The sequence below is a fragment of the Fulvivirga sp. AWR4_260 genome, assembly GCF_056158185.1.
Window position 1 is genome coordinate 1404455 of the sequence record NZ_JBSWSU010000015.1, and the last position, 25549, is coordinate 1430003.

21 protein-coding genes and 1 CRISPR repeat array are annotated in these 25549 nt (G+C 36.9%); of the genes, 13 read left to right on the top strand and 8 right to left on the bottom strand.

Annotated elements, in window-relative coordinates; translation table 11 throughout:
• Positions 1-130: 130 nt before the first annotated feature.
• Positions 131-1399 carry a S8 family serine peptidase gene (locus tag ACXACQ_RS12500; protein ID WP_474976282.1) on the bottom strand — a complete coding sequence of 423 codons (1269 nt, stop codon included), beginning with the start codon at positions 1397-1399 and terminating at the stop codon, positions 131-133.
• Positions 1400-1788: 389 nt separating this feature from the next.
• Here ACXACQ_RS12500 and ACXACQ_RS12505 point away from each other — a divergent pair, with 389 nt between their 5' ends.
• From ACXACQ_RS12505 to ACXACQ_RS12515, 3 genes are all read left to right on the top strand, one after another.
• Positions 1789-2322: a DUF3124 domain-containing protein gene (locus ACXACQ_RS12505; RefSeq protein ID WP_474976283.1), complete on the top strand. Its 534-nt coding sequence runs from the start codon at positions 1789-1791 to the stop codon at positions 2320-2322.
• Positions 2323-2684: 362 nt separating this feature from the next.
• Entirely contained in the window at positions 2685-3860 is a 1176-nt protein-coding gene (locus ACXACQ_RS12510) for a hypothetical protein (protein WP_474976284.1), read from the top strand.
• 16 nt (positions 3861-3876) lie between these two features.
• Positions 3877-5460 carry a BCCT family transporter gene (locus ACXACQ_RS12515; RefSeq protein ID WP_474976285.1) on the top strand — a complete coding sequence of 528 codons (1584 nt, stop codon included), beginning with the start codon at positions 3877-3879 and terminating at the stop codon, positions 5458-5460.
• Positions 5461-5778: 318 nt separating this feature from the next.
• On the opposite strand, the gene ACXACQ_RS12520 is transcribed toward ACXACQ_RS12515, so the two are convergent.
• From ACXACQ_RS12520 to ACXACQ_RS12535, 4 genes are all read right to left on the bottom strand, one after another.
• Complete coding sequence (locus ACXACQ_RS12520; RefSeq protein WP_474976286.1) at positions 5779-6966, bottom strand: potassium/proton antiporter; 1188 nt, start codon at positions 6964-6966, stop codon at positions 5779-5781.
• Between the two features lie 32 nt (positions 6967-6998).
• Positions 6999-7754 carry a hypothetical protein gene (locus ACXACQ_RS12525; RefSeq protein ID WP_474976287.1) on the bottom strand — a complete coding sequence of 252 codons (756 nt, stop codon included), beginning with the start codon at positions 7752-7754 and terminating at the stop codon, positions 6999-7001.
• A gap of 154 nt (positions 7755-7908) precedes the next feature.
• Positions 7909-9093 carry an aspartate aminotransferase family protein gene (locus tag ACXACQ_RS12530; RefSeq protein WP_474976288.1) on the bottom strand — a complete coding sequence of 395 codons (1185 nt, stop codon included), beginning with the start codon at positions 9091-9093 and terminating at the stop codon, positions 7909-7911.
• A 46-nt stretch (positions 9094-9139) separates the two neighbouring features.
• On the bottom strand, positions 9140-10174 hold the full coding sequence (locus tag ACXACQ_RS12535) for an acyl-CoA dehydrogenase family protein (protein ID WP_474976289.1): 1035 nt from the start codon (positions 10172-10174) through the stop codon (positions 9140-9142).
• Positions 10175-10335: 161 nt separating this feature from the next.
• On the opposite strand from ACXACQ_RS12535, the gene ACXACQ_RS12540 reads away from it, so the two are divergent.
• The 4 genes from ACXACQ_RS12540 to ACXACQ_RS12555 all read left to right on the top strand — a co-directional run bounded on the left by ACXACQ_RS12540 (position 10336) and on the right by ACXACQ_RS12555 (position 15870).
• The gene (locus tag ACXACQ_RS12540; protein WP_474976290.1) at positions 10336-11085 is read left to right on the top strand and encodes a class I SAM-dependent methyltransferase; all 750 of its coding nucleotides are present in this window, start codon (positions 10336-10338) and stop codon (positions 11083-11085) included.
• A 226-nt stretch (positions 11086-11311) separates the two neighbouring features.
• A CRISPR array of direct repeats spans positions 11312-12529; the repeat unit is 30 nt; unit sequence GTTTTAATCGCACCTAACAGGAATTGAAAT.
• A 253-nt stretch (positions 12530-12782) separates the two neighbouring features.
• Entirely contained in the window at positions 12783-13952 is a 1170-nt protein-coding gene (locus tag ACXACQ_RS12545; protein ID WP_474976291.1) for a hypothetical protein, read from the top strand.
• Positions 13953-13956: 4 nt separating this feature from the next.
• Positions 13957-14697: an SdiA-regulated domain-containing protein gene (locus ACXACQ_RS12550; protein ID WP_474976292.1), complete on the top strand. Its 741-nt coding sequence runs from the start codon at positions 13957-13959 to the stop codon at positions 14695-14697.
• A gap of 6 nt (positions 14698-14703) precedes the next feature.
• A complete protein-coding gene (locus ACXACQ_RS12555) occupies positions 14704-15870 on the top strand; it encodes a porin (RefSeq protein WP_474976293.1) in 1167 nt (388 codons plus the stop codon).
• Positions 15871-15920: 50 nt separating this feature from the next.
• Here ACXACQ_RS12555 and ACXACQ_RS12560 read toward each other — a convergent pair whose 3' ends face one another.
• Positions 15921-16487 (bottom strand): pseudouridine synthase, encoded by a 567-nt coding sequence (locus ACXACQ_RS12560; RefSeq protein WP_474976294.1) that lies wholly within the window; start codon positions 16485-16487, stop codon positions 15921-15923.
• A 95-nt stretch (positions 16488-16582) separates the two neighbouring features.
• Here ACXACQ_RS12560 and ACXACQ_RS12565 point away from each other — a divergent pair, with 95 nt between their 5' ends.
• Positions 16583-17170 carry a DJ-1/PfpI family protein gene (locus ACXACQ_RS12565; RefSeq protein ID WP_474976295.1) on the top strand — a complete coding sequence of 196 codons (588 nt, stop codon included), beginning with the start codon at positions 16583-16585 and terminating at the stop codon, positions 17168-17170.
• A 45-nt stretch (positions 17171-17215) separates the two neighbouring features.
• On the opposite strand, the gene ACXACQ_RS12570 is transcribed toward ACXACQ_RS12565, so the two are convergent.
• Both ACXACQ_RS12570 and ACXACQ_RS12575 read right to left on the bottom strand, forming a co-directional pair.
• Entirely contained in the window at positions 17216-19387 is a 2172-nt protein-coding gene (locus ACXACQ_RS12570) for a choice-of-anchor Q domain-containing protein (RefSeq protein ID WP_474976296.1), read from the bottom strand.
• 124 nt (positions 19388-19511) lie between these two features.
• Positions 19512-20405, bottom strand: a complete 894-nt coding sequence (locus ACXACQ_RS12575; protein WP_474976297.1) for an oxidoreductase — start codon at positions 20403-20405, stop codon at positions 19512-19514.
• A gap of 439 nt (positions 20406-20844) precedes the next feature.
• Between ACXACQ_RS12575 and ACXACQ_RS12580 the strand changes: the two genes are divergently transcribed.
• The 5 genes from ACXACQ_RS12580 to ACXACQ_RS12600 all read left to right on the top strand — a co-directional run bounded on the left by ACXACQ_RS12580 (position 20845) and on the right by ACXACQ_RS12600 (position 25375).
• The gene (locus ACXACQ_RS12580; protein WP_474976298.1) at positions 20845-21084 is read left to right on the top strand and encodes a hypothetical protein; all 240 of its coding nucleotides are present in this window, start codon (positions 20845-20847) and stop codon (positions 21082-21084) included.
• Positions 21085-21375: 291 nt separating this feature from the next.
• Positions 21376-22236: a universal stress protein gene (locus tag ACXACQ_RS12585; protein WP_474976299.1), complete on the top strand. Its 861-nt coding sequence runs from the start codon at positions 21376-21378 to the stop codon at positions 22234-22236.
• 11 nt (positions 22237-22247) lie between these two features.
• A complete protein-coding gene (locus tag ACXACQ_RS12590) occupies positions 22248-23375 on the top strand; it encodes an AI-2E family transporter (RefSeq protein WP_474976300.1) in 1128 nt (375 codons plus the stop codon).
• Positions 23372-24295 (top strand): YihY/virulence factor BrkB family protein, encoded by a 924-nt coding sequence (locus ACXACQ_RS12595; protein ID WP_474976301.1) that lies wholly within the window; start codon positions 23372-23374, stop codon positions 24293-24295. Before ACXACQ_RS12590 ends, ACXACQ_RS12595 begins: the two co-directional genes overlap by 4 nt.
• A gap of 3 nt (positions 24296-24298) precedes the next feature.
• Entirely contained in the window at positions 24299-25375 is a 1077-nt protein-coding gene (locus ACXACQ_RS12600) for a DUF748 domain-containing protein (RefSeq protein WP_474976302.1), read from the top strand.
• Positions 25376-25549 lie beyond the last annotated feature (174 nt).

Here is a 25549-nt window from a genome sequence, read left to right on the forward strand (position 1 = left end):
CTTGGGAGTGGATAAAATACAAGTGGACTTGTGATGTTGCTATCATGAAAGTTTTAGATGTATTACTGGCTATTGCTTGAATATATGAAAATATAAAAGCCTCTAACTTGTAGAGGCTTTTGTTAATATTTTAGTTGTGAGCTATTGGGTCTGGATTTCCGTCTGGGTCACCAGAAACATACCCGTCAGATTGGATGTTGCCATTCGTAACGAGTAATAGACCTGCTACGTGCGGAGCAGCCATTGAAGTACCACTGATGGTGTTGTATCCACCATTTAACCATGTAGACTCAATGCTTGATCCAGGAGCTGCAAAATCTATTGGCGGGTTAGCATAGTTTGAGAAGTAAGATAGCCCGTCACTGCTTGTCATAGCAGAAACTGTGTAGATTCTAGAGCCATTAACTCTTGCAGGCGAAGTGTTATTCGCATTTTGAGATTCATTACCGGCAGCTAAAGATACATATACACCAGCGTTACCCAGAGCAATTACTGCGTTATCAACAGACGTATCTGTAGGGCCGCCAAGGCTTAAGTTGGCAACATCGCCTGGATTAGCCGTTTGCGCAACATAGTCAATTCCTGAAATTACTCCAGCGTAGGTTCCTGATCCTTGAGAATTAAGTACTTGTACAGCTACTACTTCTACGCCTGCAGCTACACCTACTACACCTATACCGTTATCAATGGCACCAATAGTTCCGGCTACGTGCGTACCGTGGCCGTTTCCATCATTAGGGCTACTAGTAACGAAACTAGTACTTAGCGAGGTGTTTACATTTAAATCGGGGTGGTCTAAATCTATACCAGTATCAATAATGTAAGCTCTTTTAGAAGAATTGCTAAAATCAACAGGGCCGCCTACTCTTGTAATACCCCAAGGTGTAGTTTGATCAGGGCTAGGATCCGGATCTTCATTACACACCTCTAACCAAGGGAAAAGTGCGCAATACCATGGAACTAAAGCTATTACTCTGTTTGGGGTGATTGATTTTATGTTGGGCATGCTTTTTAGTTGCTCTAGCTCTGCATTGCCAATGTTGTCAACAGAAAAACCTAATAAGCCATTAGAGGAATATACATTTTTTAAATGCTTTTGTTCGATTCCCGCCTTGGCTACCAGATTGGTCATCATAGGCTTTGCTGCAATTTGTCTTGCATTATAGCCTTTCGAAATTCTCATATTAGTGGTCATGGATTCATCGTTAAGCGTTACAATGTAACTTCCGGGAATAATATCCCCATGGCCCTCAACGGTAGTTTCTACGGCTAATTGTTTTTCTTGGTTGGTAGGTTGATCTACAATTTGCTGGTTTTCTTCATTACATGAAGAGATGATGGCTGATGAAATAAAAGCTGCGCTAAATAGGAAAGCGCTTCTCCTTAATAAATGTTTCATATTTATTTGGTTTAGTTTAATTGGTTGGGTGGCAATTTATTTTGAATTAATTTTAATAAAAAATGGTTTTTCGGCTATAGACGTTAAATTATTGCGGTGTAATTTATTTTTACAGTATAATATTTTTGTAAACCCAATTATTGGTGTTTGTGATTTCTTTTAAGGATTGTACCGAACACTTTTTTAAATGCAATTACGTTGCATTAAGTAATAAATAGGCTTAATGTTAAAAGTTTTATAAAATAATATGTAATTCCTTGTATTTTGACATGTTCATCAGTGTGTGCTGCTTAGTTATGTCTCTGATTAAGCCCACTCTTTACTGCGCTTTTACTCTACTGTATTAGTGTGGTGTAGTAAATAAATTCAGACTTTTGTATTTTTAGCCCATGAGATACATCCTGCTTATAATTACCTGTTTCTTATTTCTTACTGCATGTGATAAGCCTGTCAATAGAAAGGCAAAGTCACATACGGAGCATATCAACACGCACCCTAGTAAAAACTATCACTATATAGATATAGACACTGCCGATATTGCTTATGAAGAGGCCGTGTATGTGCCGGTGTATTCCGATATTTATTATTTAGATGGAAGTAGAAAATTTGCACTTACTGCTACACTAAGTTTGCGTAACCTTAATATGCAGGATAGTATTTATATTAAAGAGGTGGACTATTATAACTCCGAAGGAGAATTAGTGAGGCAATATATAAAAAAGGCTATTGCTCTTACTCCTTTACAAACAGTGGAGATAGTGGTGCCTCATGATGATGCCGCAGGTGGGCCAGGAGCAAACTTCATTGTTCATTGGTTTTCAAAAAAGGCGGTATTGCCTCTTTTTGCCCAAGCAGTTATGATTGGTACTGCCAGTCAACAAGGCTTGTCTTTTACCACCGAAGGGATAGTAATTTCAAAATAATATAGACCAACGCCTTGATGCGGTGATAAGGACATCATCGCAAAAGATTAAACGATCATGAATTTATGATATGATTTCCGTTGTGTTATCGCCAACATGCTGGTTTTGAAGTTTTTTCTATGAACTTATTAATGATAATATTAAGTTTGTAGAATTCATGATATTCAGTTTTCACGAAAATAGAAATTGTCGCGTTTTCAGTTTTGAATTTTTAGTCTTTAGAATCCAAACGGCTGAATATATCCCTCCTATGCCTAAACATTAGTTAGGTAAATTAAATTATATACTAAGACTCAATCATCAGAAGTGAATTCTTGCTTCTGTGTTTTATCATAATTATAACCAAAACTATATTATAACCTATGATTTTTAAGAAAGGGATAGTAGGCCTATGCCTATTAGCCAGCGTAAATCTATTCGCACAAGAAAAACCACCAACAGAAAAACCAGAGTTAAAAGTAGGCGGGGCACTACGTTTTAACTATAACCTATCCACCTGGAAAGAAGGGCAAGTGAAAAGAGGAGGTGACTTTGGCTACGATATGTTTCGAATCAATGCTAAGGCCAAATATAAAGGCGTAAAGTTAAATGTTGAGTACCGTCAATATTCAACAGCTTTTGGCGGTGGCATGCTCAAGCAAGGGTGGATGGCCTATGACTTAGATAGTAAAAATGAATTGCAACTGGGACTTACTCAAGTTCCGTTTGGGATTACACAGTATAATTCGCACAACTGGTTCTTTGGTCTCAATTATTATGTGGGACTAGAAGATGACCACGACATGGGTTTGAAACTCATCCATAAGGGCGAAAAATGGGATTACAACCTCGCTTTTTTCAAAAATGCAGAAGAATTGCGCTTTGGTTCAGCAACTGATGCATCAGATAGCCGCTATTCTTATGATGTAGGCTCTATTGATTTAGATGGAGATGAGGTGTTGGAGCTCAGAAACAAAGAGGTCAACCAAGTAAATGGAAAACTTGTATACAAGGCAGGCAATGATAAAGTGAAGCATAGAATAGGAGGTTCGGTGCAGTATGGCGGACTTTTTAATTTGGATACAGAAGACATGGGGCACCATTACGCACTTGCTGGTCATTATGAGATGGTAGCTGGCAAATTTGATTTAAAGGCTCAAGTTTCTCATTTTCAGTATTCACCGGCTAATCCTGATGGGGAAACCGATGATGTAATTGCGATGACAGCATATGGAGCACCTTACTTGGTAGCTTCAGAGGCTACTACATATACACTTGGTGTTGCTTATTCGATTCCTGTAGAGTGGGGGCCGGTATCAAACCTGCAGGTGTATAACGACTTTGGTTATATGACCAAATCTATCGATGCATTTAAAGATACTTATATGAATGTTACGGGCGTGCTAGTAACAGCTGGTCAGGTTTATACTTATATAGACTTTGCGGCAGGGAAAGATCAGCCGTGGTTAGGACCCGAGTGGACCAATGCCTTAGGTGCTGGCTCTGCAGATGCTTCTTGGGAGGCACGATTTAACATCAATTTTGGGTATTATTTTTAATACATAAAGCATTACTATGGGAAGTGAAAATGTACGAAGTGACGAAAAAGAATTTCTTGGCATAAAAGCCAATGGTCCAGTTTTTATAGGTTCGTTAGTAATTATTATGGCTCTGGTACTTACCACGGTTATAGTAGGAAAACCTATGGAAAAATGGTTTAGTGAAACCCAAAACTATATAGCCGATCATGTTGGTTGGTTCTTTATTTTACTGGTAAATGGGTTGTTGATATTTGCCGTGTTTTTAGGTTTTGGAAAATACAATAATGTAAGAATAGGCGGTAAAGATGCCAAGCCCGAGTTTACCATGTTAGGCTGGTTTTCTATGTTATTCAGCGCAGGTATGGGTATAGGGCTGTTGTTCTGGAGTGTGGCGGAGCCAATATTCCACTTTAATAGCAATCCTTTTCTTAAAAATCCTGAAAATCAGGTGGCAGCGGCCAAAGAGGCTATGGGTATTACATTTCTTCATTGGGGGGTACATGCTTGGGCACTTTATGCAATTGTAGGGGTGGCACTTGCCTTCTTTACTTTTAATAAAAAGTTGCCGCTTACTATCAGATCTGTGTTTTATCCTCTTTTTGGGGAGAAAATACATGGGCCTATTGGCGATGTAATTGATATTGTAAGTGTTATTGCTACGCTTTTTGGTTTGGCTACATCACTAGGCTTAGGCGTGCAGCAGGTGAATGCCGGCCTTACCTACCTATTCGATATAGAAAGTAGTAGTACTGTACAGGTGATATTGATTGTAGTGATTACCTTTTTTGCCACTTTATCATTGATTTTAGGTATTGATAAAGGTATAAGAATGCTGAGTGAGTGGAACATGAGATTGGCCATTTTCTTATTGTTATTTGTACTTGTAGTAGGGCCTACCTTGTTTATATTCAAATCTTTTGTGCAGAATATAGGTCATTACATCTACGAATTTTTTGAGTTAAGCTTCTGGACTAATACTTATAAAGGAGTAGGTCAAGAGAAAAACTGGCAAAATTCATGGACAGTATTCTACTGGGCATGGTGGATATCATGGTCGCCATTTGTAGGAATATTTATAGCTAGAATATCTAAAGGAAGAACCATTAAAGAATTTATTTTAGGGGTTTTATTAGTGCCTTCTTTGCTTACTTTTTTATGGATGTCAGTGTTTGGTGGCAGTGCCATTTACCAAGAGCTCATAGGAAATGATACCATTACAGAGGCTGTAAATAAGAATGTAGCTACTGCTATTTACTATTTATTGGAACAATATCCTCTTACAACATTTGCATCTATAGTTACGGTGCTTTTGGTAGCAAGTTTCTTTGTTACCTCATCAGATTCAGGATCATTTGTGGTAGATACTCTAACTTCTGGAGGGAGACACGATGCTCCGAAAGGACAGAAAATATTCTGGGCTTCTATGGAAGGTTTGGTGGCTGCTGTTTTGTTAGTAGGAGGGGGATTAACAGCCCTTCAGACTGCTTCAATTCTTACAGGTCTGCCGTTTGCAATCATCATCATTGTAATGTGTTTTAGTTTCTATAAGTCACTTAAAGAATATGGTGATAAAGAAATAGAGGAGGCGCGTCAGCAGCATTCTCCAAAAAAGGAATAATTGACAGTGATTTAACTTTTTTAAGAGCAATTGATATTTAGTTATCAATTGCTCTTTTTATTTTTACTCATAATTAATAGAATCAAGGAATGAAAGATAAGCCGAAGATGAGTTACAAACCCACAAAGTTTAAATTAATACTGGTAACGGTATTGTGGTTTTTTGGTGTGTCTCTGTCATTGCTTGCAGTTACTGATCTTTTTACTGAACCTCTGTTTCAACAAAAATTCCTCACTTTAGGCTTTATGATATTATTTTCCACAATGACAGTAGTTGTGGTGCATTATAACTATTGGACAAAGAGGAATAAAGATTAATTTATTTGTGGGCAAGGTTCAATTTGTGTGCTAGCCATTTTACAGTTGATCCTTGTATTAGTATTGAAGATATCACCACTATAAAGGAGATGTTGAATAGGTTTTCGGCCACCGGTACTCCATCAACTAATGGTATCAATGAGAAAACAATAGGTGTGGCACCTTTGAGGCCTACCCATGAAATGAAGGTTTTATGTTGCCAGGTTTTCTTTTTTATAAAAATATAAGTAATCCATGTAGCTATTGGCCTGGCTACAAATATCAGTATTAGGCTTATAATAATTGCAGGTACTATTACATTGCCAACGTGAGTGATATACACTTGCAGGCCGAGGATTAAAAATAGAGCAGCTTCCATGAGCCAAGAGATGCCCTCATAAAAATTAAGGTTGAAGTCTAGGTATTCCCATTTTTTATTGCCCAAATAAATGCCTGCTACATACACGGCAAGAAACGCACTGCCACCAACGAGCTCATTAAGCCCAAAGATAAATAGTACGCTGCAAATGAGTACCATGGGAGATTGTCCCTTTTTTAGTTTAGCCTTGTGGATGAGGTAATAAATGAAAGCACCCACGCCTAAGCCAGATAATACTCCAAAGACAGCATTCCATAAAAATTGAGGCACTATAGTTAGGTAGCTTTGGTCTTCGATAGTAAGAAAAGATGAAAGGCTGATGGTTAAAAAGTAAGCCATAGGATCATTAGTTCCAGATTCAAATTCTAAAACATACCCTAGTTGATTTTTTAACCGCAACTGTGTGCTTTCAAGAATTGAAAATACTGCTGCAGCATCGGTAGAGGAGATTACTGCTCCTAGTAGTAATGATTCTAAAAATGACCAACCCAGTAAAAAGTACACGCCAATACCTACGCACAGGGCAGTAATGAGTACGCCAATAGATGCCATGGAAAGGCCCTGAGTAGCTACTTTTTTTAGCTCTGGCCATGAGGAACCTATGCCCCCGAAAAATAGAATGAAGCAGAGTGCAATTTGACTGATTTTTAAAGTGAGCTCAGGGTAGTTATAGTCAAAATCATAGACCCCACCATTGCCCAACACTAAGCCTATACCAAGTATGCCTAATAGAGATGATACTCCAAACTTAGAAGCAAACTTGCCAGTGAGTACGCTGAGTAGCAATAGCACCGAAATAATAATGATAGTGTAGTAATAGTTTAATTCCATTTCTAATTATTATTTCAGTGCCAAAGTATCAATTATTTTAATTGTGAAATTAATGCATCAACATCGTTTTTAATAGATGGAATGCCTTCAGATTCGCCTTTCAAGGCATTAGACATATAGTCAGGAATATCTTTGCCTGATGATAATTTAGATTTGATGTCCGTTAAAATAGCTTTTAGGTTTTCGGCATCATTGTTATCATTAAGTTTTTTAAGGATGTCATCAATTAAAGAGATGGCTGGATGATCGACTTTGGCCTCTTCTCTAATCACTTTTGCTGTGGTATAAGTCGTAAGTGTTTTAGCATCCATGCACTTGTTGTATTCATCTACTATTAGTGCTATGTCTCCTCTTTTATACTCTTTGTTATCAATTTTGGCAGTTACAGTTTCACAGTTTTCTAAGAAGTTAGTCAAAGTAGCTTTAAATAAAAATGTAGGTACATCTATACCTTCGCCAGTTCTTTTAAGAAGAAACTGGTTGCCAAAGTCATGTGTTCCTTCAGCTCTGTATTCCATCAAGCTTAAATAACCTGGCTTTATCTCTTTCATTATTTTATAGCTGTCAGCTACTTTGGCGGGTCTATAAGTGCTTCCTTCATTGGTGAATGATAAGAACTGATAAGCTTTATAGCGTTTATTACCATTATCATTTTTCAGTATTATCTCATCGGCTTGGTTGCTGGGCATTAAAATTTGAATTTCACCACTTAACGTATCGCCTTGTGTAGTAATTAAATAATCTTGAGCTTGGCTAAAACTAAAAGTGAATAGAAGTACTGCCAACATTGAACACCATTTATTCATCATAAAAATTGCTTATTTTCTAATTTTGTTTGTTAAAATGCATTGGATGCCAATGCATAATAGATAGTAATTTCTTTATAGTTAGTAGTTTATAACGATAATGATAAGGCTTTAGCCTTCATTTCTGGAAATATCTTTACAAATTATCAAATGCTTTTTTAATAATAGCACAAGCTTTGTGAATATCTTCATCGCTAATGTTAATTGGTGGTGCTACTCTAAAACTCCACGGGCACGATAAAAACCAGAAAGTGATAATGCCATTGTCTAAACACTCTTTAGCTATTTGAAATACCTGATCTTGGTTTTCAAAGTCAATAGCAAACATTAACCCTATACGCCTTATTTCTTTGATTTTCGGGTGTTGAAGTAGGCTTTCAATAAGTTGGCCTTTTCTTTCTACTTCATCAAGTAGGTTTTCATTTTCAATAATCTCCAACACTGCCAAAGCCGAAGCGCAACTGACAGGGTTTCCGCCAAAAGTAGTAATGTGCCCTAACATAGGTTCATGTGTTAGGGTATACATTTTATCATACGAAGATATGAATGCACCTATGGGTAAGCCTCCACCCAAGGCTTTGGCTGTGGTGAGTATGTCGGGCACTACATTGTAATGCTCAAAAGCAAACAATTTGCCGGTGCGGCCGATTCCACTTTGTATTTCATCAAATATTAACTGAGCTCCTGTTTCGTCACAGCGCTTGCGGATGGCTTGCATGTATGCTAGGTCTGGCACCCTTACCCCAGCATCGCCTTGTATGGTTTCCATTATAACTGCAGCGGTCTTATTGGTGATCTGCTGCAAATCTTCTTCTATATTAAACCTGATAAAACGAACATCAGGCAACAATGGCCTAAAAGCCATTTTTTTTGTTTCATTACCCGAAACGCTCAAGCTGCCATGAGTGCTGCCGTGATATGCTCCTCTGAATGAGATAATTTCGCTTCGTCCTGTTACGCGTTTGGCCAACTTTAGTGCTCCTTCATTGGCCTCTGTACCGCTGTTTGTAAAATAACTACAGTTAAGTGATTCGGGTAAAAGTGAGGCCAGTTTTTTTGCCAATAGGTTGGGAGTAGACTGCACATATTCTCCATATACCATCACGTGCAAGTGTTTATCTACCTGTTTTTTTATGGCTTCTTTTATATGAGGGTGACCATGCCCCAGGTTGCTAACTCCTACGGCCGAAATAAAATCCATGTAGGCTGTACCTTCAGGAGAGTATAGGTAACTGCCTTCTGCCCGTTCAATATCTAATAATATTGGAGATTGGGTAGTTTGCGCTAAATTTTTAAGAAAAATATCGTGACTGAATTCCATGGCGCAAAAATAAAGAATGCGCACGGACTTATTTTATTCTTTTTCTTTAATAAGGTGAGTAAGTTTTTAATAAAATGTGTTGGCTGGCGGTAGTGTAGTCTCTCCATATTTTATTAATAGGGTGCTGGCTGTGTGCAGCTACCATGCCTAATGCTTGATAAAGTTCGAATGCAGATAAGTTTAAGAACTTATAGAAAATATTGATGTAGTTAATATAATCAGCTTGCAATTGCTGGTCTACACCTTTGCTAGTGCAGGCATTCCATAGGGTGTCGGCCTTTTCGTATAAATTATTACTGTGGCTTTTGTATTGTCGCTTTACTTGTTTTATCAGCCAGCTTACTTCGTGTCTATGCAATTCTATTTTTATTGTTTTGCTATATAGCTCTGCTTCTTGGAGCAGGTGAAGAAGGCAGCCCATAAGTACAGGAAGTATGGAGGATTTGGCAAACAGCGTAAATGGTAAATGATATAATTTGTAGTCATAATCATTGACCATGAGGTCGAGATCAAAGGCCATATCATCTTCTACGGTCACATTTTCGATGCTTACAGTATTCGAAAGCGTGTTTTTTAATCCATACATGTGCCAGTCAGTAGTAATGGTTGCTTCTAGAGGCAAAAAAGCAAAAGGCTTTACCTGATCGTTGAGTTGCAAGTTAGCCGTAAATAAAGTGGCGTAATTGCTGCCACTGCAGTATTTCCAGCTCCCAGTTAGGTGATAAACATTATTCTGTTTCACGGCTATACCTGTAGGTCTATCGCTGCCAGCGATTACAAATTTTGGATCGTGAATATATTTTTCTGCAAGCGTACTGTTAAAGAAAGCTGTAAAGAAACCACCGCCAGAGCCAATTTGTACTGCCCAGCCCAAGTCACCGTCTATTTTAGAGCAGGCCTCTATGTACTTCATACCTTCAGCCAGTGTGCAGCCTTTGCCTCCAAAGTAAGTAGGTGTGAAAAGTTTAAAAAGATGGTGTTCATAAATGAAATTTAAAACTTCTGTAGGCCAGCAATCAGAGTGATGTGCGCTAAATATGTTTCTTAGTGTGGCCGCTTGTAGAGGTGAAAAGTTCATCATCAGGCAATAATAATGTAATTCACTGAAGGCTTTAAATATAAAACAGGATATTGTTTTTCTGCAAGTAATGGATGACTTGTAGAGCGCTACAAATTATTGAGCAAACAGAAGCATGAATCTTTCGTAAGTGCTAACAGGAAGATGGTAAAATAATAAAGACGATGAAAAAGCCACAAGACAGATTTTCAGGGCACGCAGAGATATATAAAAAATTTAGACCAGTATACCCTCCGGCACTATACGAATACATTTTAAGGTATTGTGCTACAAAAAGTGTGGCTTGGGATTGTGGTACAGGTAACGGACAAGTGGCAGAAGAGTTGATTAAATACTTTGATCAGGTATATGCTTCTGATATAAGCGCAAAACAGCTAGCAGAAGCGCCAAGTAATAGTAAAGTGAGTTATATGGTGAGTAGGGCAGAGCATACTAATTTTGAAGCCAATAGGTTTGATTTAATAACCGTTGCACAGGCACTGCATTGGTTTGATTTTACAGCGTTTAATAAGGAAGTGGAAAGAGTATTGAAACCAGGCGGAGTATTGGCTGTTTGGGGATATGATTTGTTGAGAATTAATGAAGTGGTTAATCCAATTATTGATGATTTTTATTTTAATAAAATCTATAATTATTGGGATAGCGAAAGGAGGTTTATCGAGAATCGTTATGCCGATATTTCATTGCCGTTTACTCAGCATGTAGTAGCTGAATCGTTTTCAATAGACTTGAAATGGTCTTTAAGTCAGCTTGAAGGCTATTTTAGTTCATGGTCTGCGGTGCAGAAATATGAAAAGCAACATAGTGGTGAACAGCCAGTTGAGCAGTTGATGAGTTCAATTCGTAAGGTGTACGCTCAAGAATATGTGCATGTGCAATTTCCTGTGTTTCTACACCTGAGGAAGTCTGAATAAGGATGATAAACGTATGTATATGTCGTCTGTCTGGTCGTAATGGTTAGTTTTTTTTATCTGAACGCTTTGTGTTTTTTGTATGTAATTGATTTTTAGCGTATTGTGGTGTCGTCTGTCTCCGGGTAAAATCATACCATCGAGGGTAGACGACATTTATTTATATTAAAAGGTTAAGAAAAGTTGCTAATAATTAAAATATTGCCCAATTTCAACTAGAACCATACGGGTTTTAATCGCACCTAACAGGAATTGAAATAAGCTTTAACACGAACATGAAAAAGTCTGCTATAGAGTTTTAATCGCACCTAACAGGAATTGAAATTCGTAATAATGAACAAAAGCCCTAGATCGAAATATAGTTTTAATCGCACCTAACAGGAATTGAAATTGGCCGATTGAAAGTAAATTCTAGTTTGCCCATTTGTTTTAATCGCACCTAACAGGAATTGAAATCATTTTCCCCGTTTATGATGGGTTTTCCGTTTTCGTGTTTTAATCGCACCTAACAGGAATTGAAATAAAAGTTGCTCAAATAAAAGGCTTCCCACTACCAGAGTTTTAATCGCACCTAACAGGAATTGAAATAACATATGCATAACAGAGACAAAACATGACAAAGGTTTTAATCGCACCTAACAGGAATTGAAATATATTTAAGGTACAGGAGTAGAGAGGTTAATAAATTTGTTTTAATCGCACCTAACAGGAATTGAAATTTATTTAATACTTCGTCCGCATCTTCTTTATAATATGGTTTTAATCGCACCTAACAGGAATTGAAATTGAAAATTTAATGTTTAATGATGGTTCAGTAACAAGTGTTTTAATCGCACCTAACAGGAATTGAAATTATGCATTAGCATAAAAAAAAGCGGTGAAGATCTTCGTTTTAATCGCACCTAACAGGAATTGAAATTAGGTCGGCCGCATGTGAAGCATTTGGCACGCCTGGTTTTAATCGCACCTAACAGGAATTGAAATATACCACGGAAGTAAAAACAATGCCTTTATACTTCCGTTTTAATCGCACCTAACAGGAATTGAAATATGCTAGGCATCCTGAAAACCAGCATAGTTTTGGTTGTTTTAATCGCACCTAACAGGAATTGAAATGCTTGAAACATCTGGGTCATTATCGCCTGTGCTTTTGTTTTAATCGCACCTAACAGGAATTGAAATGCGCAAAGCAGGTGCTTTCATAACTGTTCTTACGAAGTTTTAATCGCACCTAACAGGAATTGAAATCTATGTTAATATCTCTGTCAATTAAGTTTAAAAATTGTTTTAATCGCACCTAACAGGAATTGAAATATATCTTGAACTGCTGACCAACTAACGCCTTCGTCAGGTTTTAATCGCACCTAACAGGAATTGAAATTAATCAGGGGTGCTATCTGCGGTTATGACTGGTGTAGTTTTAATCGCACCTAACAGGAATTGAATATAGCATCATCAAAAGCGGCTTTATGTCAAATATGGGCTAAGCTTTAAAAGCTTATCATCTTTTTATGAGCACAGCACTCAGGCCCAAGTGCTTATTACATTAATGTAAAACAATGTTTAACATGTATTAACACTATAATTGGTGTAACTATTTAATGATCAGGTGGCTAATGATGGCATTAACAACACATAGTTAAGATTGAGGAAACATTAAGTTAATATAAGATGGCGTTCTTTGACGAAATTTTTTCGTAATGAAGATGAAGCCTTATTTTTTATTAATAGTAGGCATATTAGCCTTGTATTCATGTACTGAAGACCGCGTAATTCCTGAAGAGCAGGTAGACGAGTCAACTTATGATTTAGTACATTATTGGAATTTTAACGATAATAGTTCTGATCAAGATTTAATCAATCCCACTTACTCAGTTGGTGGAGCTTCTTTGGGTTATGCTGGTAGTAGCTATGACGATACTGACGAGGGGTCAGACATTAATGCGCGCAATAACGATGCTGCGGAAAATGCCCTAAGATTGAGAAATCCTTCAGGTGATTTTATTATTAGCATCCCTACAGTTGGGTTTGACGATGTAATACTGACTTATGCCGTAATGCGTACCAATAGCGGGCCGCAACAGCAAAAAGTGTATTATTCTATTGATGGAATAAATTATACACAAGATGGGTTAGAAAATGCAGATTATGCTGTGACCGAGAATTTTGTGCAGCATCAGTTCGATTTTTCGAGTATTAGTGCCACCAGTAACAATCCTGACTTTAAAGTAAAAATCACCTTTGACGTAAATGCTGACGGTGAATCTGGTAATTCTCGGTTTGATAACCTTACATTAGATGGTAAGAGAAATGGTGTAGATATTCCTGAATATGAGTCAGAAGGCGATGCAGGTACACAAGCTAAGGTTTTTCAATACTGGGATTTTAACGATGTAGAAGATTTTTTAACACCTACTATTGGTGATGGTAGCTGGTCTTTCTCAGGAGAGACTTATGATGATGTAGAAGGAACTGTTTTAAATGCTATGCCCAATGATTCTGCAGCTACAGCTTTGAGGTTAAGAAACCCGTCTGGTGATTTCATACTATCTCTACCTGCTAAAGGTTACGAAAATTTAATATTGAAATTTGCTGTTCAGCGTTCTGGCAAAGGAGCTCCTTCTCAAAATGTGTTTTACTCTGATAACGGTACTGATTTTAAACAAGATGGTTTGCAGGTAACATCATTTGATGTGCCTGAAGAAGATGAAACCGAAGAGAATTTAGGATATACAATTATTACAATAGATTTTTCTGACATTTCATCTGTAAATAATAACGAGAATTTTAAAGTTAAATTCTCTTCTGAAGCCACAGAAAAAGGAAATACACGCTTCGATAATATAACATTAGAAGGTCATTCAATATAACTCAATGAAATTTTATATTAAGTCATTAACAGCCATAAGCTTTTTATTGGTGAGCTCATGGTTATGTGCACAGGATATTAAACCTGTAAAAATTAAGCCAACAAAGAAGGTTGATATCGCTATTCCAGAACCATCTGATGTGGCGCTGTCAGCCGATGGTAAGTCATTATTTATAGTAAGTGATAATGGATACCTTTTCGAAACTGATCTGGATGGAAGCATAGTACGCAAGGCTGAAAACTATTTAGGGCTTGATAATGAGGCGGTATACGCTGATGAGCAGTATGTATATGCAGTAGAGGAATTTTCCAGATCTGTGAAACAGTTTGATTTAAAGACTTTTAACCAAGATCGTACTTATAGTTTTCCGTATCACGGAGGAAGAAATAAGGGCTATGAAGCTTTTACTTATAACAAGGCAAAAGGGCGGTATATGCTGATTACGGAAAAGGACCCAATTTATGTATTTGAGTTGAGCCAAGAGTTTGAAGTATTAAACAAATTAGACCTTAGCGCAGTGGCAAGAGATATATCAGCCGCTACTTTTTATAATGGGTATGTATACTTGCTAAGTGATGAAGACCGTAGTATTTTAAAACTCGATCCTCATTCATATAAAGTATTAGCTCAGTGGATTATCCCTGTGCTCAACCCAGAGGGGGTAACTTTTGATCCTAAAGGTAATATCATAGTCATTTCAGATGCTATGCAAAAGATGTTTTATTTCAACAACCCTGAAAATTAATATATTTTGAAAAGAGTATTATTTGTATTGTTTTTAGTATGTGTCAGCACTTGGGTTAAGGCGCAGGTGACTATTGGCACGGGAGATCATGTGGTTGAAATAAAAGGTAGGCTCTCTACTTACTATAATCAACGTTTCTTGAAAGATGAAGAAGAAGACCAAAAAAAGAATAGGTTTAAATTAAGGGATGCTCAAATTGATATTGAAGGTAGAGTAAAAAACTTGTGGGAGTACGAGGTACAAGTAGATTTTGCTGACCTAGCTGCCGGAGGTGAAATTGATCCTGCTAACCCAGGGTTGATGGATGCTAATGTTACCTATAAAGGTTTATCTTTTATGAATGTAAAGTTAGGTTACGGTAAAGTGCCATATTCAAGAAGTTCTTTAACTCCGTTTCCATATTCGCCATATTGGCAAAGAGCACAGGTTGTGAGGGGCGACTTATTTAGTCGTAGAGATGTAGGAGTAACGCTATTTAAAGATTTTTGGAAAAGTAGAGTTAACGCATATTTAGGTGCTTACACTGGTTTAGGAGAGTACTCGCTGCGTGGTGATAATGACGCAAGCGGTAGTTTAGAATACATCGGTAGAGTGGATGTTTCGTATCCGGCAGGAAGCAAAAAAAGAGATATAGATTATGTGCATAGCCCTATTCCTATTTTTACATTGGGTGTGAATGGACGCTACGCCAATAAAAAATTACCTGAAGGAGAAGAGTTGCCTGAAGATAGCCAAGGAGAGTATGGAATGAGTGTGATAGACGGAAAAAAGTATGTTTATGGCCTAGATTTATCTTTCCAATACCAAGGTTTCTCTGGCCAGTTTGAAATACATCAAATAAAGGGAAAACCACAAAATACTAATGATCCTTTGTTTTTAGGGCTTACGGAAGATAAAACCGATGGATATTTCCTTGCAGGAGGGTACTTAGGGCAAATCAATTACTTTGCTAAAGACATAAAAACCATCATAAGTGTAAGGTATGAGCAGCTTGATTTAAATGATCTTGCCAAAGGAGATTCTAAAAGATTATCAGCGGCACTAGCTTATCAGCTTAAAGGTTTCGATGCTATGTTTAAAGCACAATATTTTAATGTGCTGTCAGAAGAAGAAACCATGGATGTACTGAAGTGGAAGGAGCAAGTGAGAGTAGGGCTTGTTTTGAACCTCTAGTAAATATACAATATTGATAGAAAGGCTTAGGGGGTACTCTAAGCCTTTTTTTATATATCAAAATTGGTTACTTCTACTACTTTGCCTGGCTCCAATTCATTTAAACAGGTATTGCCAATCCTCACCCTTATAAGTTGTAGGGTTGGAAAGTTTACGCCTGCTGTCATTTTACGAATCTGCCTAAATTTTCCTTCGGTTATAATAATGCGAATCCAACTGGTAACACGGTTTCCCATTTGCTTTTTAACTATAGCTTTTGGTAAACTAGCAACCTTATCTACCTTGCATGGCTTAGTAAGGTAGCTTTGCCCATTAATACTAATTGCTATACCCGTTCTTAGTTGGTTTAAAGCTGTGTCTGTAATGTCACCATCCAGCTGGGCCAAGTATTCTTTTTCTACGGTATTACTTCTTATTAATTCACTTACCTGACCATCTGTGGTTAATAATAACAAACCTTCAGAATTTTTATCTAACCTTCCTATAGCCATAGTGCCTTCAGGAAAGTCAAATAACTCGCCTAGTAGCTTCTTGTTCTTCCGTTTGTTTTGGTTGAATACAAATTGAGATAGATAGCCAAATGGTTTGTTAAGTATAAAGTGTCTATGTTCTGGCATTGGCTTATCGGTTAAAAAGCACAAAGATAAACTTCCTAAATCATCAGCTTTAGTTTTGTTATTGTAAATTAGATGGAGAACCATTTATAAGAGCAATGAAAAAGATTAACGTAGGTATATTTCTTTTTAATGAGGTGGAGGTGCTAGACTTTGCGGGGCCATTTGAGGTATTTTCTTTGGCAGAAAAAAATAATATGAAATGCTGCAATGTGATGACCATAGCAGAGCAAAAAGGAGCTATTAGTGCTAGAAATGGTTTGAAAGTATGTGCTGATTTTGATTTTAATGATACATTCAACTTAGATGTTTTAATAGTGCCAGGAGGGTACGGTGCTGAAGAAGTAGAGCGTTTTAACCCTACTGTAATAGATTGGGTGAAAGCTCAAAAGAAAGAGGTAGATATACTTGCCTCTGTTTGTACAGGTGCTTTTATCCTGGCAGAGGCGGGGCTTTTGAATGGGAGGCGAGTAACTACTCACTGGATGGATACTAATAAATTAGCAGAGGAATATAAAGACCTTGAGGTCATTAGTGATGTGAAATATATTGATGAGGGTGAAATAGTGACCTCTGCAGGCATTTCTGCAGGTATAAACATGTCTTTTGGTTTATTAGAAAGGCTACTCGGAAAAACAGTGGCCAGTGCAGTGGCCAAAAGGATGGAATACGATATAGAGTTGTAGCAGTATGCTATCCAATGAAATACATTCATTGGATAGCAATATTGATTATTTTTTAAGCTTAATCACTTCTGTTTTACCTTCAGAAACTACTTTAAGTACTACTATGCTATTGGCAGGAATAGTACTTGCATCAAGTTCAATATTGGGGCGTGCTGTAGTAGTCTGGAATAAAAGATTACCTTTTAAGTCATATAAATAAATAGATGAGGCGGTATCTTTTTCTCCCAAATTAATGGTAAGCTTATCAGTAATTGGGTTAGGGAAAGCATTAATGCTTACTTCTTTGTTAGCGATAACACCTATTTTAGTATTGCTGCTATTTAAAGAATAATCAGCAAAACCCAATTGCGATACCACAGCCCAGCTGTCAGAAATGTCAGTAAATGCTAAGCTAATGCTGTTGTTAATGTTTAGTGTGCTTAAACCAATAGCTATTTCAACAAAAGCATTGCTTTTAAATGCAGTTATGGCAGAAATATATGCCCAAGACCAGTCACTTCCAGTACCTGTGTACTGATATAAAGATCCGTTTTCTACCATGTATTCTATACCAGAAGCACTGAAATCGGTACTCTGATAGCCTGTATTCGTATTTTTATCAGCATCAATAAAGAAATGGTAGTTCGTAGAGCTTAGGTTTGCTCCTGATACCGATAAAAATAATGAGCTATTGTCATTAAAAGCCTTTAATGTTTGAGCTGTTTGGTTGCCTGCAGTAGCTATTGATTCAATGCTAGACCAATCTGAAGCGTCTCCATCTATAGCTATGCTTAAAACTGGAGTAGCAGAACCGGCTTCATCGGCACCTACGTCTATTCTTCCATTGGCAACTCTTGCTTCACCATCTATGTCCACTTCACCTGCGTAAGCACTGTAATTGGGGCTTCCTGCGTTTATACATGGCGAAGTTTCAGTTAAATGAACATCAGGAGATGTAGCATTCGCATTTTGCAATAAAGGGTTAACATTTAGAGAGCTGTTGTCATTATTTTCAGCTTTAAACTGTGAAAAAGTTAATGTGCTCCATCCTGTGGCAGTTTGCTTACTAACGATAGGGCTTAAGCCAAGATCATTGTAAAATACATTATACCCAAAAGTGTTGTTGGCTGTACCTAAAGCCTGAGTGATCATAGGCTGGTACAGGCCATGGAAAATGTTATTGTAAACTTCAATGTAGCTACTGTTTTGTATTACAATTTCTGATCCCCAGCTATCGGTGGTTGAGTTTTTTAGAAAAGTATTTCCACTGATGTAACAGTTGGTAACTTCTCCTTGTAAACCATCATCATCTCCGCTGGTACCAATCATAATACCTGCTTTTTCGTTGTTATAAACTACATTGTTGAGCACCTTTATGCCTGAAGTAACACCTCCGTCTACTTGTCCTTGGTTTTCGCTACCAATAGTAATACCGTATCTGCTACTATAAATTCTATTGTTGGCAATAATGATGTCTTTACCACCGTCTACATATATGCCTCCATTATCAGTAATGTTACATTTGGCTTCATAAACAGTATTGTTAATAATTTTACCATTACGAGCCTGTGCACTGTTAGGCCAACTTCCTAGACCATAAGCATCAATAGCAATGTTAGTTACATGGTGTACCGTGTTATTTTCTACCACAAAACCATCTACATTAGCTTTTACCGTAATTGATTCATTCCATCCGGTCATGCAATAAGAAACCGTATTTCCACTGATTAACACGTTGGTAATAGGAGAGGAGGTATCAGTACCTGCTATCATTAAAGGATTTACTCCTACTACATTGTTGCCAGGGTTGTCAGTGGCATCCCAGCTTCCTTCACGGTAAGCAAAATCAGTTAAATTGTTGTTTAAAATGCTAATGCCTGAGCCAGAACCTTCTACTGCTATACCGGTTGACCAAGCTAATTTTCTAATGTTGGTAACATTGAAATTAGAAAATGTAATGTTATTAGGGTTAAAAATGTAAACGGTGTTTACTGCGTTGCCATCTCCTGTAATGTTAACAATGCCGTCACCAGCTGCTGTAATGGTGAGGTTGCTTTTGTTGCTTACTTCTATGGCCTGTGCATAAGTACCAGCATGGATAATAATTTGATCACCAGCTGCTGAATTGTCTATGCTTGACTGAATGTTATCTCCAGGATAAACATGTCGATCCGTTGCATACAACGAAGAAAGTGATGCTGCACTAAAAAATAGTGCGAGCAAAGTTGATTTTTTCATATTAATGGATTTGGTTATAAATAAAATATTGGCATTTGGATATAGCCAATATTTTAAAAGAGAAATATACAAGTATAATCTTATTAAAAAATGTCTAAAAAATATGAAGTAATAAAAATCCAGTTTAAGGGTAGGTTATTCCGGTTAATTTTTCCGCCCTTTGCCATAGTTCGGTAGCTATGGCTGTATCGTGAGAAACATCGTTAGATTCTACCAATGTGGGTTGTCCTTTAAACTCCCAAAGTCCATCTGGTCCTAAATATTCACCTCCTTCTATTTCGCTATTCAGTACAGCATTGACTAACGGGAGTGCCCCTTTGTGCGGTTTTTGAAAAAGAAACGGTGCTACCAGCTTGATGAAATGCTGTATTTTTTTTGATAGGTATTGATCCAAAGCAGTAGTAGATACGCCCGGGTGTACCGCAACTGAAAGAACATTACAATTTTTAGCTTTTAACTTTCTGTCAAGATGGTATGCAAACATCAGGCAGGCCAGTTTACTTTGGCTGTAGGCTTTTTTGCTAGTGTAATTGTGGTTCAGGTTAATATCTTCAAAGTTAATTTCACCTATTTTATGAGCTATGCTGCTAAGTGAAATTATTCTGGAGCCGGGCAGTTGCAAAAGCAATGGAAGAAGAAGTCCTGTAAGTAAAAAGTGGCCTAAAAAGTTAACCTGAAGGTGCATTTCATTGCCGTCATTGGTTATTTGGCGTTTGGGGAGTATAATACCTGCATTGTTGATAAGTACGTTGAGGCTATTGTATCTTTTTAGTACTTTATTGGCCGCCATTTTAACTGATGCAAAGTCAGATAGATCAATTTGGATAAGGTCTAGCTCAGCTTCGGGGTAGCGCATTTTAATTTTTGAAATGGCCTTTTCACCTTTAGGCAAATTTCTACATGCCATAATCACGAAATAGCCTTCTTCTACTAGTTTTAAAGCAGTCTCAAATCCGAGTCCAGAATTGGCTCCTGTAATTAAGGCTTTTTTTTGTGAGGTAGAAAGTTCGTTATCCATGGCGCTGATCTTTTCTATAAATTAGAAATTCTAATTCAAATTTTTATCAATGTCATTGTTTTCAGGGGTGAGTATTGATAGATTACAAGAGGTATTCTTACAAGCTTTTAGGTGGGGTGCTCTATAAGCTTTGTATTATTATTCATTTATTTAAAATACAACTGCTGATTTTATCTTAAGGGTAGAATGAAGCCTAATTTTAACCTTAAGAGGTGGGAATTTAAATTTATAGGTGTTTTTTGAGACGGAAGATTTTAATTTGTTGTATTTTTTTGTAACTAGTGTATGTATTTAGAGTGCTAAAATGCAGTTACTACAGTAATGTTTGTTTTATGCTAAATAAAAGATCAAATTAGATAATTTTTTGCTAAAAAAAATTGATCTTTATGTAACATAATGCATCACAAAACAGTCTAATCTAAAAATAAACCCTAAGCGTATGTCTATTTTACGAAAAACTGTTATCGAAAAAGTATTTTACATTGCTATATTCTCCGTGTTGATTGGGTTTTCTGGGTTTTGTTGGAGTAGATTGGTTACGGAGACGTACCTGGAAGATGCGCAAGTAAAAGAACCTCATTTAATAATCAAACAAGAAGCAGCCGAAGAGTTTATGAATAACTCTATGGTATCTACTGGCATTATGGTGGTGTTAAAAAAATATTTGCCTTTGCACTAATACAATAATCTGTTTGATGTTCTTTTTAACGCAGTGAAATTTCTTTTTATGGACTTATTCTAAGTCTTAATGATATCTCCTTTGCAAGGGAGGTTAATGATTACATTTCCTTTTTAGTTTCTTTTTTTATAAGTCATCTCCTTTTCCACAACTGTAGAATATTTTACTCATTAATAGTGAAATAACTTCTGTTTACAGTTTAAAATCTGTTTATTTAAGTACATCCGTGTGCGTATGCATATTGGTGTGATTTTTTCTGCAATAATTTTAACCAATAACTAGAACATCATTATGAAAAAGATTCTTGTTCCTTCGGACCTATCCGATATCTCTGAAAATGCATTGAAAATGGCTGTTGATATTGCTAAAAAAGCTGAAGCTACCATTTCTATTGTACATTTTTATGAGCATCCTTATGGAGAGACGTTTACAGCTACAGGTGAGCTAGATAAAAAATTCTCTGATGAAGAGAACTTGTTTACCATTCAGCTATTGAGAAAGAACTACGAGCGCCTTGCTAATCTGGCTGCTACCTATGGATGGGCTGAAGGAAAAATACATTATGAAATTTATGATGAAGACTTAAAAGATGGTATTGATGCCTATGTGAAAAAGGCTAATATTGATCTTATAGTTATGGGCACAAGTGGTGAGGAATCTGCTGAAGAGTTCTTTACAGGAAACCATGCTGAGCAGGTGATTGAAACCGCCAGTTGTCCAGTGATAACCATCAAGTCGCCTTACGTAACTAAGCCATTCAGTAGTATAGTATTAGGTGTAAGTACTGAAAAGGACAGGCATGATAATTTTACTCAGGCCGCTGCTTATTTATCTGACATTGCTCAAAGCTTAGGTGCTAGCGTGCATATAGTAAATATTGCTGGAGAAGGGGCTGATAAAATAGAGATTGAAAAGGAACTTTCGGCTTTCACTACCAAGCATAATATACATGGCTCATCGATTACCGTAGTAGAAGATGACGATAAAGAAAAAGGCCTTATTGCTTTTGCTCATGAAAAATCTGCTAACCTATTGGCTGTGTTAACACATGCCGAAGACGGCTTCTTCAAAATATTTTCGAGCAGCCTTGCTGAAGACCTAAGCATGGAGTCTGATGTACCGGTGCTTACCATCAATTTACACAATATTTAATCTGATATATTTTGGCAGAGACTATTTCAGAAGACGCTAAAATGAGTTTTTCGATAAGGCATGTGTTTTTTGCCTTATCGACTTTTTTTGGCATTATAGCGCTATTATTTCTTGGGAGAACTGTAATCGTACCCATAGCCTTTGCGCTACTTATTTCATTTATACTTTACCCTATATGTATTTTTTTAGAAAAAAGAGGGGTAGGGAGAATGTTTTCAATTTTATGGACCATGATTGGGGTAAGCCTAGTTATCATAGGTCTTATTTATTTGTTTTCTGCTCAAATAGTAAAAATAGCCACTGAATTTGATGATTTTAGAAATCGCTTGCATCATATCTTAGCCAGTGTAACTACCTTCTTCAATCAAAAAATATCCATTTTACCTGATGTGAATGAAGATGAGCTCATGCAAATGAGTAAGAAATGGGTAACCTCAAAGTCAGACGGTTTGCTGAAAGTTACGCTAAACAGTACTACCTCTTTTATTACTGGTTTAGTACTCACCATGATTTACACCTTCCTTCTGTTGCTTTATAGAAGAGGGCTCAAAGCCGCATTTGTGAATTTTGCTCATAAGGATAAACAAGCCTGCTATGCCAGTATGATTGATAAAATGCAAAAGGTAGGACAGCGATACCTTACAGGCATGTTTACACTTATCGTCATATTAGGTTTGTTAAATAGCCTAGGGCTTTTATTTCTAGGAATTGACTATCCGTTCTTTTTCGGTTATATGGCTGCTTTTTTGGCTATTATACCATATGTAGGCACTATTACTGGCGGAGCCATACCTACTTTGTATGCTTTTATGACTTATGACAGTATCTGGTATCCTGTGGGTGTTATACTTATATTCTGGTTTGTACAATTACTAGAAGGTAATTTTCTTAGCCCCACCATTGTAGGGGGAAATTTAAACCTCAATGCCTTGGCGGCTATCATAGCTTTAATTACCGGAGGCTTTGTCTGGGGCATACCCGGTATGATACTTTTTATGCCTTTCACGGCTGTGGCAAAGGTGGCTTGTGAGCACTATAAAGAGCTTCAGCCTATTAGTGTAGTGTTGAGAGATGACCTGTATAAGAAAAGTGAAAAAGGAGATTTGAAGAAGAAAGTGAAGAAAATATTAAACAAGTGAATTTAATATCTATAGCCATGGATTATTGGAAAGTGCTAAAGCTAACAGTGAAGGAGTTTATAGAAGATGATCCCATGAGTTATGCATCATCAATTGCTTTTTATACCATTTTTTCACTACCAGCTATACTTATTATTACCGTTTCTATTGCAGGGTCAGCCTACGAAGATCAGGTCGTAAGAGATAATTTAATTCATCAGATTCAATCCATGTTTGGTGCGGATAGCGCATCTACCGTTAATAAAATATTAGCAAATGTAAATGGAGTAGGATCTACACTAATAGCAAAAATTATAGGTATTGGTACATTGATTTTTAGTGCTACTACCGTTTTTGTTTCACTACAAAATGGCCTTAATAGTGTTTGGGGTATTAAGCCTAAGCCAGAAAAAGGTGTTCTAAAGTTTGTAATCAATAGACTACTTTCATTAGCCATGATTATCAGTATTGGCTTCTTGCTACTGGTATCATTAATGGTGGATACATTAATAGTAGTTTTTAATAATATATTGACTCAATTATTTTCAGGAGCTACATATTACATTATTTCAGCGGTTAACCTGGGCTTCTCTTTGGCGGTAATTACATTGGTTTTTGCTCTAATTTTTAAAGTACTGCCCGATGCCAAAATTAAATGGAAAGATGTATGGGTGGGGGCTTTTGTAACTACTCTTCTGTTTACACTTGGTAAATATTTAATAGGGTTTTACTTGGGTAATAGCTCTGTAAGTAATGCTTACGGTGCTGCCGGTTCTTTGGTGTTGCTTTTAGTATGGGTGTATTATTCATCAGTGCTAGTGCTGTTTGGTGCCGAATTTACCTTTGTGTTTTCTCGTGAGATAGGACACCGCATTAAGCCAGATAAGGGGGCTGTTATAGTAAAAGTAGTAGAAAAGGAAACAGGAGCCGTTAACGACTAATTCATGAAAAAATTAAAAACATCGGGCAAGATTCTCATTGTAGTCATATTGCTACTTATTGCCGGACGAATATACCTACCATATTGGGTAACAGATTATGTAAATGAGACCTTAGATGCAGTACCTGAGTATTCGGGTTCTATTGAGGGGGTAAATATCAACCTGTACAGAGGAGCATACACCATAAAAAAACTGAAGCTAGAAAAGACAGGAGAAGAGATTCCTGTTCCTTTTTTAGATATTGAGGCTATTGACCTATCAATACAATGGAAAGCCTTATTTAATGGCAAGGTAGTAGGAGAGGTAGAGTTGCAGCAGCCAGTAGTTAATTTTGTAGTGGCTGTAAAAGATAGCGATGGAGCAGAACAGACCGGTGCAGAAACAGATTGGACTAAGCCTATCAAGGATTTAATGCCTTTACAAATTAACCAGTTTACAGTGGTTGATGGCAAATTAGTTTATAGAGACTATAGCAGCAAGCCAGAAGTAAACCTGCCAATGGATAATCTACAATTGACGGCCTCTAACTTAAGTAATGCCAAACGTAGTGATGGAGATTTACCTTCTGATATTAAAGCTACAGCAAGCTCTATCGGTGGAGGAAAACTCAGTATAACTTGTAAGGCCAACTTACTAAAAGAAATTCCTGATTTTGATTTAAATGCAAAGTTTGAGGGAATATCAATGCCTGCTCTTAATGATTTTGCCACCGCTTATGCCAAACTTGATTTTGAAAAAGGCACTTTCAATTTATATAGTGAAATGGCTGTTTATAATGGAAAAATTGAAGGGTATGTAAAGCCTGTACTTACAGATTTAAAAGTGGTTGACTTCTCAGAAGATAAGAAAAAACCTGTAAAGCTATTTTGGGAAAGCATAGCTGGTGCTGTAATTAAAATTTTTGAAAATTACCCTAAAGACCAATTTGCCACCAAAGTGCCTATAAGTGGAGATCTAAACGCTCCCAAAACTCCTATATGGCCTACCTTATGGAATGTACTTAAAAATGCATTTATCAATGCCTTTAAGCAAGACACGGATGATTCTGTTTCTTTTGAAGATGTGAAGCAAGATAAGTAGATATTAGAAGTGAGGAAAAAAATACTAGTGTAGATTTATTTCTACACTTTTTTTGTGCCCAAATATTTCGCTCACATTTTGAAAAATCGTAATTGAGAGTGTTTAAGGCAGTTACCCACAGCATCAGCATGTGAAACTAACACTTAATATTTTTTACATGGTATTTGTAAGAAG

Coding starts and splice junctions, on each gene's coding strand:
- ACXACQ_RS12515 (WP_474976285.1), top strand. CDS start 3,877: ATGGGAAGTGAAAATGTACGAAGTGACGAAAAAGAATTTCTTGGCATA.
- ACXACQ_RS12560 (WP_474976294.1), bottom strand. CDS start 16,487: ATGCCAGAACATAGACACTTTATACTTAACAAACCATTTGGCTATCTA.
- ACXACQ_RS12545 (WP_474976291.1), top strand. CDS start 12,783: ATGAAGATGAAGCCTTATTTTTTATTAATAGTAGGCATATTAGCCTTG.
- ACXACQ_RS12500 (WP_474976282.1), bottom strand. CDS start 1,399: ATGAAACATTTATTAAGGAGAAGCGCTTTCCTATTTAGCGCAGCTTTT.
- ACXACQ_RS12540 (WP_474976290.1), top strand. CDS start 10,336: ATGAAAAAGCCACAAGACAGATTTTCAGGGCACGCAGAGATATATAAA.
- ACXACQ_RS12550 (WP_474976292.1), top strand. CDS start 13,957: ATGAAATTTTATATTAAGTCATTAACAGCCATAAGCTTTTTATTGGTG.
- ACXACQ_RS12575 (WP_474976297.1), bottom strand. CDS start 20,405: ATGGATAACGAACTTTCTACCTCACAAAAAAAAGCCTTAATTACAGGA.
- ACXACQ_RS12570 (WP_474976296.1), bottom strand. CDS start 19,387: ATGAAAAAATCAACTTTGCTCGCACTATTTTTTAGTGCAGCATCACTT.
- ACXACQ_RS12580 (WP_474976298.1), top strand. CDS start 20,845: ATGTCTATTTTACGAAAAACTGTTATCGAAAAAGTATTTTACATTGCT.
- ACXACQ_RS12585 (WP_474976299.1), top strand. CDS start 21,376: ATGAAAAAGATTCTTGTTCCTTCGGACCTATCCGATATCTCTGAAAAT.
- ACXACQ_RS12505 (WP_474976283.1), top strand. CDS start 1,789: ATGAGATACATCCTGCTTATAATTACCTGTTTCTTATTTCTTACTGCA.
- ACXACQ_RS12530 (WP_474976288.1), bottom strand. CDS start 9,093: ATGGAATTCAGTCACGATATTTTTCTTAAAAATTTAGCGCAAACTACC.
- ACXACQ_RS12535 (WP_474976289.1), bottom strand. CDS start 10,174: ATGATGAACTTTTCACCTCTACAAGCGGCCACACTAAGAAACATATTT.
- ACXACQ_RS12565 (WP_474976295.1), top strand. CDS start 16,583: ATGAAAAAGATTAACGTAGGTATATTTCTTTTTAATGAGGTGGAGGTG.
- ACXACQ_RS12510 (WP_474976284.1), top strand. CDS start 2,685: ATGATTTTTAAGAAAGGGATAGTAGGCCTATGCCTATTAGCCAGCGTA.
- ACXACQ_RS12600 (WP_474976302.1), top strand. CDS start 24,299: ATGAAAAAATTAAAAACATCGGGCAAGATTCTCATTGTAGTCATATTG.
- ACXACQ_RS12525 (WP_474976287.1), bottom strand. CDS start 7,754: ATGTTGGCAGTACTTCTATTCACTTTTAGTTTTAGCCAAGCTCAAGAT.
- ACXACQ_RS12520 (WP_474976286.1), bottom strand. CDS start 6,966: ATGGAATTAAACTATTACTACACTATCATTATTATTTCGGTGCTATTG.